A 12660-nucleotide genomic window follows, 5' to 3' on the forward strand; every position below is an offset into this window, starting at 1 on the left:
GAATCCAGCACAACATTATGGCGATGAACGCCTACCGCAACTACACCAACAACACCAGCGCACTGTCCAAGAACCTTGAGAAGCTGTCTTCCGGCTACAAGATCAACCGTGCAGGCGATGACGCCGCCGGTCTGGCTATTTCCGAGAAGATGCGTGCTCAGATCACGGGCCTCGACGTTGCTCAGAAGAATGCCAAGGACGGCATCTCTCTGGTGCAGACCGCTGAAGGCGCGCTGACCGAAGTGCATGACATGCTCAACCGTATGGTCGAGCTGGCTGACCAGTCCGCCAACGGCACCTACGACAACGAGACCGACCGTTCCAACCTCCAGAAGGAGCTCGAGCAGCTCACGAGCGAGATCGATCGTATCGCTGACTCCTCCAACTTCAACGGCATCAAGCTGCTGGACGGCTCCATGTCCGGTGCTACGGGTGCTACCTTCACGCAGCGTACTTCTGGCACTGCTGCGATGTTTAGCCTGACCATCAACGCGAATGGTGCAGATTTGATCGGCGGCAGCATCCAGATCGGCAACAAGACCATTCAGGTTAAGGCCGGTACAGCTGCCGTTTCTGTTGATGCGTCCGCTGCGACATTTGCTGGTGGTGTTCTCTATGTTGGTAAGGATGCTACCGCTGCCGTGATTGCCAGTGCGATCGCGAGTCAGTTTGGCGATGCCTTTAAGTTCAAGGATCTGGAAGGCAACGAAATTAACGTGTCGGTTACAGTTAACGGCGCAACATTCACCTTTACAGCCACCGCTACGAATGTCGATGTCCGTATCACCAGCATCCCGACCTTCAATGTCAACAGCGGCCTGAAGCTGCAGATTGGCGATACCAGTGATTCCTATAACCAGATGATGGTGGGCGTCAATGACATCCATGTGGCGGCTATGCAGTTGAGCAACATCTCGATTGCGACGCAGGAAGACGCAGCTAATGCAGTGGATTACATCCGCTATGCCATCAACTATGTGTCTGACGTCCGCGGCACGCTGGGTGCTACCCAGAACCGTCTGGATCACACCATCAACAACCTGTCCGTCATGGAAGAGAACATCCAGGACGCCGAGTCCACCATCCGCGACACCGACGTTGCCGAAGAGATGATGGCTTACACGAAGAACAACATCCTCGTGCAGTCCGCTCAGGCCATGCTGGCTCAGGCCAACCAGGTTCCGCAGGGCGTCCTGCAGCTGCTCCAGTAATTCCATATCGGGATTATCGAACAGAAACACTCCCAATAGCAAGAGGGGGCCGGGTCAAACGCCCGGCCCCCTTCTTTTTTAATGATAAAGGAGAAGCCCCGATATGAGAACAATCGAAATTGCCAGAAAACTGGCGCAATATAAGAAAAACAAGCAGGCCCAGACAGCCTATATCGCTGCTTTGGAACAAGGGGAGCTGACACCACAGGAAGAATTGGAGGCTGCCAGTTATCTCTTTGTGTCAAAGGGTGACTATAAGGTTGCCTACTCCACCTTTGTTTCCCTTTTCAATCGGGGCCTGTTTCAAGCTGAGCTGCTGGATCTGATGAGCCAGGCTTTTTACTTTCCCAATCTGAACAAGCTGCGCCAAAGATATGAAGAAAACTGCCGTGCACTTGAAAAGTATCCATATTTATTTCGTAAGGATTTTGTTCCTTTTGAAGATTTACCCATCTGGTTTTTTCCTTATGACGATAAAAGCTATATCCCCTATTATCCAGCAGAAAGCCGGTTCGGCAATCATTTAAATCTAAATCATCCCGTAATCGACAGGTATTTTTTTAAAGACTTGGAAAATCCCATCCTTGCAAAGGATGTTTTGTCCCAGTACCAACTGGAATACTTAAACGATACTGTGCGAAAAAGTGAGTGGGTTGGACGGGAAAACCATATCTATCTTCATTATTCCGACTGGTCCCAGTTCTGTGCCTATCTTCAGGTTTTAGAAATCAAAAAGCTTCTCCAAGAGGAAAAGCTGGTTTTTCTGATAGAAGAGGAATCATCTCTCTACCCCATTGACTTTAAAGCCCGTTTTGGCATTGACTACAGCCAATATCCGCTTCGCCCGGTGGGAGTGCGGGAGGTCAAGAGAATGATCTGGCATACCCAGCTGGCCACCCACAACGGCGGCGACTTTTTTAATGAAATCCTGTACGAACACCCAAATGTGCTGGCTTTGGAATCTATCATGATGCAGAATGTGGAGGAGGTTATCCGGCAAGCCAAGTTTTCCTGGAAACGCGATCGGGCTCATTTTGGAGACAAGCATCTGCAAAGCCTCCTTTCCCATATCAAATCTCCCACCGACAAGGATTTCTTTGTCGCAGCCTTTTTGAATAATCCCATCTGCACCCGTTTCATTGATCCTGGATCTCGAATTGCTCCGATCCTGCTTTTCCAGCCTCACTTTCCAAACATGGTATACGAGATCCATGGTTCCAAGGACAGCAAGCGGTGCATTCTGTACTCCAAGCAATATGAGCAGATTCGCAAATCTCCTATTTTCCGGCAGTTTAAATACATTAAGACTTTCACTCCTATGCGCCGTATTACCACCAGCTATGCGGCATCTACCCGCTTTGCTTACCAGCTCGCTATGAAAGATGAAGAGAGAAGCCATGTTGTTAATGATATGCTGACCACCCGTATGCTGAACCGCAGCTTTATGGTAGATCCTACTGACCGCCTTTATCAGGACAGTGTATTGGTGCGTTTTGAGGACGGTAAGCTCAATCCAACGGCTACCTTTACCGCTCTTGCAGAATTCCTGGATATTCCATATACGGAAAGTTTGACGCATTGTACGACGGCAAACGGTATCAACCAGCCTGCAACCAAAACCAGAGTGGGTGGTTTTGATCTCTCAACGGTTTACCGGACTTATGATGAATTTGCTGACGACGATGACCGGGCTTTTCTGGAATATTTCATGCGGGATGCGTATGCGTATTATGGATATGACTTCCATTATTACCATGGAGAAACGGTAGACGATGCCTGGATTGAAGAAAAATCCAAAAAAGCCTATCATTTAGACTCCTTCATTTATGAAACCTATTTTGAAGCATGCAAAGGGGCATGGAGAAAAGAACTGATAGAAAAGAATCTTCCTTTGGACGATCCTGCAAACGTAAAAAATGTCGAGGAGCAGGCCGATGTCCAGGCTCAAATGCGAGTCAAGAAATACCAAAATAATCGGGTACAGGTGGCCAATACACTGCGTCTTGGACTGCAATTTGTCAACAAGCAACTCCAGCCCCTGCATATGATGCCGCTTTTGAAGCTTAATCCTGATTTACTGGAAAATCCATTGTACCGATAGGATGTGATCGCATGAATAAGCAAGGAACCGTATACTTTTTTACAGGCTTATCGGGTGCGGGAAAAAGCACTATCGGCGGCTTGTTTTACCACAGTCTTCTTCAGAAAAGCCCAAATGCCATACTTTTGGATGGCGACGTCATAAGAAGGATGCAGAATGAAGAAATCCCCATGCCGTTTTCCGATGGATGGAATCTGGCTCTTCAGGGAGCCGTTTTGCAACCTTTTGACTATACCCGCGAGGGACGTCTAAAGGGTGCCTGGGTGCTCTTTCGTCTCTGCAAATATCTGGCGGATCAGGGCCAGGATGTGGTCTGCTGCTCCATCTCCATGTATCGGGAGATTCGCAGATGGAATCGGGAAAATATCCCAAATTACCGGGAAATCTATGTGAAGGCTTCCATGGAGACACTGTACCGAAGGGACCAAAAGGGGCTGTATTCTTCCCACACGAAAAATGTCGTTGGTGTGGATATTCCCGCAGAGGAACCCGAAAATCCAGATATTGTGATCCAAAACGACGGCGAGACAACGCCGGAAGAAATCGTGAAACGATTGGAAAGGCAGTTCGACTTATGAAGGTTGATTTACATATGCACTCTACCGCCTCCGATGGTCAACACCGTCCCGAGGAATTGATTAGACTGGCAAAGGATGCGGATCTGGATGTTATGGCATTGACCGATCATGATACGCTCTCAGGCTTGAAAGAAGCATGTGAAGCAGGTCAGGCCTGTGGGCTGCATGTGATTCCCGGCATTGAACTAAGTGCAATGGAATATGATAATCTGCATATTTTAGGGTATGCCTTGTCCCCGGACAATGCAGAGCTTCAGGAGTTGTGCGCATTCGCGCTGGCGGAGCGGGAGCGCCATACATTATACATTATTGATTTTCTCCGCAGAAAAGGAATTCAGATTGACTTGGAAGAGGTCAAAGCTCTGGCTGGACAAGCCGCCATCGGACGTCCACACTTTGCAAGAATTATGGTGGAACATGGTTATGTAGAAAACAGCCGCGAAGCGTTTGATCGCTATCTGGACACAGAGGAATATCATCGCGTGGACAGAAAGAAGCCTCCGGCTCAGGTTTGCATCGAAACGATCCACAAAGCCGGCGGATTTGCGGTACTGGCCCATCCTTATCAGCTGTATCTGGAACCGGGACCTTTGGAGGAGCAGATCCGAACGTTCAAATCCTATGGACTGGATGGAATCGAGTGTTTGTATCCCAAACATTCACCAGAACAGAAGGCTCTTTATCTCCAATTGGCTCAAAAATATCAGCTGCATGTGACTGCTGGCAGCGATTTTCACGGGCAGCAAGTACACAAAAAAGACAGAATCATTCCCACCGATCTGGACATTGAGTGGATTCTAAAGAATCGCTGACTGCTGTCGTCAAAGAAAAAAGTTTTATAGCAAATACATCTCTTGTTGCAACGATCATTCAGCAGAAAAATTCACAAAACGGATGTTAATATAAAATCTTTTCGGAAGGGGACAACGAATCATGAACGTTGGTCTGATTCTTGCAGGTGGAAACGGCAGCCGTATGGGACAGGACATTCCCAAACAATTTATAAATATTTATGACAAACCAGTTATTATTTATACTTTAGAAGGATTTCAGCGACACCCGGAAATTGATATGATCGTAGTAGTTTGTGTTGATGGATGGCACGATGTACTGCGTGCTTATTCCAAACAATTTGGGATTGATAAGCTCAAAGAAATTGTGTCAAACGGAAACACTGCACAAGAATCCATTCGCAATGGATTATTTGCACTTGAAAAATATTGTACCTCGGATGATATTGTTATTATTCATGACGGTATTCGTCCCATGATAGAAAACTTTGTCTTATCTGATATTATTGTCAAGTGCCGTAAATATGGAAATGCTGTAACATCTTTACCTTACAACGAACAGATTTTTGTTGCTGATGATGAAATTTCAACTACCAAGTATATCCCGAGAGAGACTTTAAGACGTGTTTCGACTCCGCAAGCATATACCTATGGAAAGATTTTATGGGCATATCAAAAAGCTTTCCAAGAAAATATTGGTCTGCAAGATGGAACCTATGCCAATACCTTAATGGTGGAATTGGGAGAAAGGCTTTATTTTGCGGCTGGATCGGAAAAAAATATTAAACTTACAACAAAAGATGATTTGGAGCTTTTTAAAGCATACATAAAAATGGAAAAAGATGTCTGGCTAAAATAAACCTTTTCCATTTTGATAGTTCTTTGAATTTACAAGCAGGAGGAATCATTTATGAAATACGGAGTGCTCTCCCATTTTAGTACAAAAAATCTAGGGGACGATATACAAACCTATGCGGCAGTAAAGCTTTTGCCTAAAGTAGACTATGTTTTGGATCGTGAAAATCTGGATTCCTTTTGTTCTGAGAACGGAGAACCTGTCGCTGTGGTAATGAATTCCTGGTGGATGTGGGAAAAATGGAACTGGCCGCCGGCCGACTGCATTTATCCTCTGATGATCAGTATGCATATCAATAATTACGATCATTATCATGGTGCTTCTCCTATTCGAGACGAGTGGATAAAGGGAATCGGCGGCGATTATTTTCGCGCATACGGCCCGGTTGGAGCACGAGATCAAACAACCATGAAGTACTTTGCTGAACATAATATTGACTCTTATTTCAGCGGATGTCTGACCCTCACATTGCCTAAACAAAAGAAAACATCTGATGCAGGAACTTATATATGTGTGGTTGATTTGAAGCCGGAGTTAGAAGAAAAGGTACGTGAATGGCTGGCGGATACCGGCCTGGAAGTTCGTAAGATAACACATAAATATGACGCCCGCAATCCAGATACCCCGCTGGAGGAAAAGCTGCGGAAGGCAGAAGAAGTACTGACTCTCTATCAAAACGCCAAAGTTGTAATTACCGAACGACTGCACGTTACCCTTCCTTGTCTGGCAATGGAAGTACCTGTTATATCGGTTGTTGATCTGCAGAATCCCGATAATTATACCCGCTGGGCTCCCTATAGTGATTGGGTTCACCATATCTCGGAAGAAAATTTTATAAACCATAATTTTCAATATGATTTTCTGAATCCGCCTCACAATCCCACAAACTATCTTGCTACGCGGGAAAGCCTGATCAAAAGAGTACAGGATTTTGTTGCAGAAACAACTGGTGAATACTCTATAGAACAGCTGAAAAAAACCACTTACACACCGGAGGAAGCCCGTAACTGGCAGTACAATTTGATGCATCAGACCTTAGATACATGGTTATATGCCAGCAGGGATTTATTGAGAGAACTTAAAAAACTGAAGCAAACTCTTCAAAGCAGTAAAAATGAGTAAACCTGCCATAGTGAGCAAAGTGTAAATTGATTTTTCCGAATAAAATAACTCCAGATAGCATTTTTTCCTGATGTTCCGGAACAGCAGGCTGTATAGCCAGCTTTACCAGTCCGTGTCCAATTTCTTGAAAACTCCAGAGGAACGGATGAGAATGAAAATCTGGAGCTGAACAGACAGTATAAAGAGACCCGAAAAATATTACAGATAATATATTATAGAATTGGTGAGAAAACTGAAAAAGTCGGTGGAAGTCTTGCCGCTGATAAACGAAGGGAGAAAATTATCATGAGACTTTTTGAACATCCTGTATACCGTGCTTCTCTGGAACGGGTTCTCACCGATGTGAATCTGGACTTTCTGAAAGATGCTTCCGTAATGGTAACAGGAGCTACCGGCATGGTGGGAAGCTGCCTGATAGATGCTTTGGCTCTCTGGAATACGGCCCAGAACACCCCCTGCCGCATAATAGCACTCAGCCGCAGTGAAGACAGGGCCAAAGAGCGGTTTTCCTGCATCTGGAAGGAACCAACGTTTTCCTTTCTCGCGCAGGACATTTCTGAACCTGTTCAAGAATTTGGAGAAGTATCTTATATTTTTCATGGTGCCAGCAACGCAGATCCGATCCAGTATGCTCTGCATCCTACTGATACTTTTTTTTCCAATATTTTAGGTACAAAAAACCTGCTTGATTACGGTCTAAATCATGGTGCGAAGCGGTTGCTTCTGATTTCCTCCGGAGAGATCTATGGTCATCCGTCCAGTATGGAAACAAGCTTTTCAGAAGATTATTGCGGCCCTTTGGATTTGACAAATCCGCGTTCCTGTTACCCGGAGGGAAAGCGGGCAGCGGAAGTTCTCTGTCAAATCTACCGGCAGGAATTTGATGCAAATGTTGTTATTGCCCGTCCCTGTCATTTGTTTGGACCAACAATGACTACGCGGGACAGCCGCGCTGTTTCGGAATTTCTTCGCGCGGCTGTATCCGGCAGCCCTATTAAATTAAAAAGTACCGGGCAAGTCGAGAGATCCCATTGTTATATTGTGGATGCAATTAAAGCTCTTCTAACTATTTTAAAATTGGGAGAAAGTGGACAGGCATACAATATCGCTTCTCCCGGATGTCAGGCAACTATCCGCTGCTTTGCAGAAACAACAGCAGAAGTGGCGGGAAGCCAAGTGGTGATAAGTACGCCCACCTCTCTTGAAGCGAGAGGCTATTCAACTGTCAAACGTACAATTTTAGACTGCCAAAAGCTGCAAAACATAGGATGGGAAAGCCATTATACCCTTAAAGAAGGTATTCAGGAAACACTTCAGATTTTATCGGAACTTGATAGAGCAAAATAGAGCAAAAATGTGTTCACAATGATCTTGTCTGTGGCTTGAAGCAGGAGGCTTTTATGACAGAGCAAGAACGTATGCTGGCTGGTAAACTTTTTTATTCCGGTAACTCTGAGTTAAGAAGTTTGCGCAATCGTGCCCGTGAGCTGTTATCACAGTATAATTCTACGGGAGAAGATCAAAAAGAGCTTAGAAAAAATATACTGGCGGAACTGTTGGGAACTATGGGAACCCATGTATTCATCAAGCCACCTTTTCGATGCAGTTATGGAACCAATATCCATATAGGAAATCATTTCTATGCCAATATGGATTGTTTGATTCTGGATTCATGTCCAGTACAAATCGGCAGTAATGTGATGTTTGGCCCTCGTGTCAATGTATTTACTGATTCTCATCCTCTGGATCCAATAGTACGCACCAGGAAATTAGTCTATGGAAAACCCGTTATAATTGGAGATCGTGTATGGATAGGAGGAGGGGCAATTTTGTGTCCGGGTGTGCAGATTGGAAAAGATTCCGTTATTGGGGCAGGCTCCGTTGTAACACATGATATACCACCGAGGACTGTTGCTGCAGGGAATCCATGCCGCGTGATCCGTAAACTGACTGATGCTGATACACAATATTGGCAACAAATGCAGGCAGAATATGATGCTGATCCTGATATCTGTGCATTGAATTAAAAAAATAATGAGCATAAAACGAAAAGCCCGCTCTGGTTGGATTCCAGAACGGGCTTTTCTATCGTCTTTAGTTAGCGTTTCACAAAGAATTCGTCGTACCAGAGAAGGAAGGAATAGATGCTCCAAATGGGCTGCATATGGTTTTCGCCCGCCTTGTGTCCGTCAAGCAGGCGGAGAATCGCTTCCTGGTTAAAGTACGTGGCGGCCACATCGCTCTCAAAGGCTTCCTTCACCATCGCATAGTATTTGTCCTGCCGCAGCCAGTCGTTCAGCGGAACAGGGAAGCCGAGCTTCTTCTTGTTCGCCGTGCGCTCCGGGATCTGCTTGATCGCCGCACCGCGCAGGGCTACCTTCGTCACGTCCCCATGGACGCGGTAGCGCGAGGGAATCTGTGTGGCCAGCGCAAGCATCCGCTTGTCGAGGAACGGCACGCGCAGCTCCAGCGAGTTCGCCATGCTCATGCGGTCGGCCTTCTGCAAAATATCGTACAGCATCCAGACATGGATATCGACATATTGCAGCTGTGTCGGCTCGTCGAGATCGCGCACCTTATCGAAATACGGCTTCACATAGTCGACAGGATCCTTCGGATGATAGTCCTTTTTCAGATAGCGGTTCACGTTCGTGCGGGTGAACACATAGTTGCTGCGCATGTAGCGCTGATACGGCTCCATCCCTCCGCGCACGAGGAAATTTTTGCCCTTGAAGGCAGGCAGCTTTGAGGCAGCGGCTCCGGCGGCGCGGCGCAGGGCGCGCGGCACACGATGGGCGTAATGATCAAAGTGCATCCCGGCCAGATACATCGGATAGCCGCCGAACAGCTCATCCGCACCCTCGCCGGAAAGCACGACCTTCACATACTTCGCGGCGTTCTGGGCGAGGAAGTAAAGCGGGATTTCCGAGGGGTTCGGCATCGGCTCGTCGAGATAATACTGGATGATGGAAGCCGCGCCGAAGAAATCGTCCGCGCTCACCTTGTTGCTGATGTTCGGCACGCCCACAGCTTTGCTGAAATCCTGCGCGTAGGGCAGCTCGCTGTATTTTTCCTCCGCGTAGCCGACGGAGAAGGTTTTCACGCCGTCGGCCGTCTTGCTGACTTCCTTCACCACATAACTCGAATCCACACCGGAGGACAGGAAACAGCCGACCTCCACGTCTGCGATTTTATGGGCGCGCACGCTCTCCGCGAAGGTGTCCGTGATCCGCTTCTCCCACTCCTCGAGCGTCGGTTTCTCGTCGATGTGGTATTGGATCTCGTTGTAGGGGCGGATGGAAAGCTTGCCGTTCTGGTAGGTGAAGCAATGCCCGCCGAGCAGCTTATACACATGGCGGAACATCGTTTCCTCGTCCGGGACATACTCATAGCACAGGTATTCCGGCAGACGCTCCTCGTTCAGCTCCTTAACGAAATTTGGGTGCGCGAGGAAGCTCTTGATCTCAGAGCCATAGAAAAAGTCGCCGTTGTGCTGATAATAATAGAACGGCTTGATGCCGAAAATATCGCGCGCGCCGAACAGCTTCTGCTCCCGGCTGTCCCAAATCACAAAGGCAAACATGCCGCGCAGACGCTGAAGCAGATCCTCGCCCCACTGCTCGTAACCGTGCAGCAGCACCTCGCTGTCCGTGCCGGTCTTGAACACATGGCCCGCGTCAAGCAGCTCCACGCGCAGCTCCCGGAAATTATAAATCTCGCCGTTGAAGGTAAGCACCTTCGTGCCGTCCTCGTTGCGGATCGGCTGACTGCCGCCCTCAAGATCGATGATGCTCAGACGGCGGAAACCCATGGCGATCGTATCGTCCACATAATAGTCGTCCTGATCCGGTCCCCGGTGGCGGATGCGATCCGCCATATCGCGGATCACCGCCTCGCGGTCACCGTTCCAGCCGTTTCGGAAAAAGCCTGCAAATCCACACAAATGCCATCCATCCTTCCTGTCTCGACAAGCCGGGAATCCCGGCGGTTATTGCGTGATCAGCCGCCCGTATGCCGGGCGAAGCGGTTTGCCGCAGGCCAGCACGGCGGCGCGCGCCAGCACCTCCAGCGCGTCCAGACAGCCCGGCCCCAGCGGACGTTCGCGGTTGGCGAGAGAAAGCTCCGTGCAGCCCAGAATTAGACACTCGGCTCCTCTTTGGCGCAGGTGGGAAGCCGCTTCCCCAAACACTTCCGGCTCCACGGGCCGCCCGGCCTTTACGTCGTCGTAAATGACGCGCATCACCATCGCCTGATGCTCCTCGTCCGGAAGCACACAGTCCACGCCCTCCTGTTCCAGCGCGCGCTGGAACAGCTCTGTGCGCACCGTGCCGGTGGTGGCCATCACGCCCGCCGAGCGCACGCCGTTTTCCTTTAAATGGCGCGCTGTCTCCTTCACGATGTTCAGCAGCGGGATCGAGATTGTTTCAGCAAGCTCCGGAAAAAAATAGTGGGACGTGATGCACGGAATCGCGATGCAGCCGCAGCCAAGCGCTTCCAGCTTTTTGGCGTATGCCGTGAGCGCCGGGAGCGGCGAGGGCTGGTTCCGATCCAGAATATGCGCCGTGCGATCCGGGATCTCGGGCGCCTCCATGAGAACGGCGCGCAGATGATCCTGGTCACGCTCCGCCGCCGTCATCTTCACGGTCAGCTCAAGAAAGTAAGCGGTCGCCATCGGGCCAAGCCCGCCGATGATGCCCAGAAGGTTGTCCTGCTGCATGTATGCTGTTTCCTTTCCGCCCTCAGTCGCGAAGGCTCTTGTTGCCAAAGCACATTTTATATTTCTTGCGGTAATTGATCTGGCTCAGATGGAACTGCACGAAGCGCTTGCGGAAGGTGTCCCCCCGGTAGCTCATCGACTGCACATATTTCCCCTCGTGGATCAGGCGGCGAGCTTCCTCCTTGAGGGCCTCATCCTTCACATAATGGAAGATGATGTCCTTCGGAATGATGCTCCACAGCACCCGGTTGTCCGCGATGGTCAGCGGCAGCTCCTTTTGCAGAATCACATCGTCCACGAGCCACTGGGCCAGATTGTAGCCGGCCGCCGTCACAAAGAAGCTGCTGCGGCCCTGGCGCAGGTTCATCTCAAACAGCTTGTACGTTTTGTCGCGCGGGTCATACTTCATATCGAAGTTTGCAAACCCCACATAACCGATCCCCTCAAGGAAATTCTTCATCTGCTCGGAGAGTGCGTCGTCCCGCGTGCTGATGATCGCGGCATAGCTGCCGATCCCCTCCGGGGAGTGTTCCTCAAGCAGCGTGTGGCCGAGAGCAATCAGCTTCACCTTTCGGTCGCGCCCGCAGTAGCAGTTCATCACGCGCATCCCGCTGTCGTCGCCGGGGATGAATTCCTGCAAAATGAGATGATCCTTGTAGGACGAACCATAGATCGCGTCGAGGATCGCGTCGAACTCTTCCCGGTTCTGTGCGACAAACACCTTTTTCTTGTGCGGAAAACGACAGTTCCAATAGGCTACGGAGTTGCTCGGCTTGATAATCACCGGAAAATCAAAGGGCAGCTCCACGCCCTTGTAGTTTTCATAGGAGCACGTGGTCGTTTTCGGGAAGGCAAAGCCATGCTCCCGGCACACCTCATAAAAGCTTTCCTTGATGCTCAGACGCATCAGAAGCGGCTCGTCAATGCACTCAAAGCGGTATGCATCGCGCAGCTTGTCCTGATTGCGCACCAGAAGCTTGATATAGTTATCCCCACACGGAACGAGCAGAAGCGTGCGGCCCGGATACCGCTTGGCAAACTTCAGCAGCGTGTCGCAGAATACCTTGTCATCCTCCAGATTCGGCTCCACGGCTTCCACCGAAACGATCCGGCTGTGCGAGGTCGCCCCCAGCATTCCTTTTCCCACCGCCACGCTTTTGATTCCGTAGGCCTGATGAAACGATCGGGCCATGCCGTAAACGTTCATATCGCTGCCAAGCAGCACCGGAAGAAAATCCGGAACAGTTGTCGTACTCAAACAGAGGCGCCTCCTCAAATTTTCTT

At 49.2% G+C, this 12660-nt stretch carries 11 protein-coding genes; 8 read left to right on the top strand and 3 right to left on the bottom strand.

Annotated elements, in window-relative coordinates; translation table 11 throughout:
• The first annotated feature begins 2 nt into the window (after positions 1-2).
• The 8 genes from B5F35_RS14440 to B5F35_RS14475 all read left to right on the top strand — a co-directional run bounded on the left by B5F35_RS14440 (position 3) and on the right by B5F35_RS14475 (position 8686).
• Positions 3-1211: a flagellin N-terminal helical domain-containing protein gene (locus B5F35_RS14440; RefSeq protein ID WP_242969542.1), complete on the top strand. Its 1209-nt coding sequence runs from the start codon at positions 3-5 to the stop codon at positions 1209-1211.
• 181 nt (positions 1212-1392) lie between these two features.
• A complete protein-coding gene (locus B5F35_RS14445; protein ID WP_242969543.1) occupies positions 1393-3312 on the top strand; it encodes a hypothetical protein in 1920 nt (639 codons plus the stop codon).
• Between the two features lie 11 nt (positions 3313-3323).
• Positions 3324-3890: an adenylyl-sulfate kinase gene (locus B5F35_RS14450; RefSeq protein WP_087242193.1), complete on the top strand. Its 567-nt coding sequence runs from the start codon at positions 3324-3326 to the stop codon at positions 3888-3890.
• Positions 3887-4702, top strand: coding sequence for a PHP domain-containing protein (locus B5F35_RS14455; protein WP_087242195.1), 816 nt, complete (start codon positions 3887-3889; stop codon positions 4700-4702). The genes B5F35_RS14450 and B5F35_RS14455 overlap by 4 nt, the downstream gene beginning before the upstream one ends.
• Positions 4703-4823: 121 nt before the next feature.
• Positions 4824-5540 (top strand): IspD/TarI family cytidylyltransferase, encoded by a 717-nt coding sequence (locus B5F35_RS14460; RefSeq protein ID WP_087242197.1) that lies wholly within the window; start codon positions 4824-4826, stop codon positions 5538-5540.
• A 51-nt stretch (positions 5541-5591) separates the two neighbouring features.
• Positions 5592-6659 carry a polysaccharide pyruvyl transferase family protein gene (locus B5F35_RS14465; protein WP_087242199.1) on the top strand — a complete coding sequence of 356 codons (1068 nt, stop codon included), beginning with the start codon at positions 5592-5594 and terminating at the stop codon, positions 6657-6659.
• A 285-nt stretch (positions 6660-6944) separates the two neighbouring features.
• On the top strand, positions 6945-8006 hold the full coding sequence (locus B5F35_RS14470; protein WP_087242201.1) for an NAD-dependent epimerase/dehydratase family protein: 1062 nt from the start codon (positions 6945-6947) through the stop codon (positions 8004-8006).
• Between the two features lie 53 nt (positions 8007-8059).
• The gene (locus B5F35_RS14475; RefSeq protein ID WP_087242203.1) at positions 8060-8686 is read left to right on the top strand and encodes a sugar O-acetyltransferase; all 627 of its coding nucleotides are present in this window, start codon (positions 8060-8062) and stop codon (positions 8684-8686) included.
• Between the two features lie 71 nt (positions 8687-8757).
• Here the strand turns inward: B5F35_RS14475 and asnB are convergent, their stop codons facing one another.
• The 3 genes from asnB to B5F35_RS14490 are packed head-to-tail and all read right to left on the bottom strand — an operon-like array spanning position 8758 to position 12634.
• Positions 8758-10602 carry an asparagine synthase (glutamine-hydrolyzing) gene (gene asnB / locus B5F35_RS14480; RefSeq protein WP_087242205.1) on the bottom strand — a complete coding sequence of 615 codons (1845 nt, stop codon included), beginning with the start codon at positions 10600-10602 and terminating at the stop codon, positions 8758-8760.
• Between the two features lie 45 nt (positions 10603-10647).
• Positions 10648-11376 (bottom strand): cysteate racemase, encoded by a 729-nt coding sequence (gene cuyB, locus B5F35_RS14485; RefSeq protein ID WP_087242207.1) that lies wholly within the window; start codon positions 11374-11376, stop codon positions 10648-10650.
• A 22-nt stretch (positions 11377-11398) separates the two neighbouring features.
• Positions 11399-12634: a carboxylate--amine ligase gene (locus B5F35_RS14490; protein ID WP_242969544.1), complete on the bottom strand. Its 1236-nt coding sequence runs from the start codon at positions 12632-12634 to the stop codon at positions 11399-11401.
• Between the last annotated feature and the right edge of the window lie 26 nt (positions 12635-12660).

This window comes from Anaeromassilibacillus sp. An200 (assembly GCF_002160025.1).
Taxonomy (GTDB): Bacteria; Bacillota; Clostridia; order Oscillospirales; family Acutalibacteraceae; genus Caccousia; species Caccousia stercoris.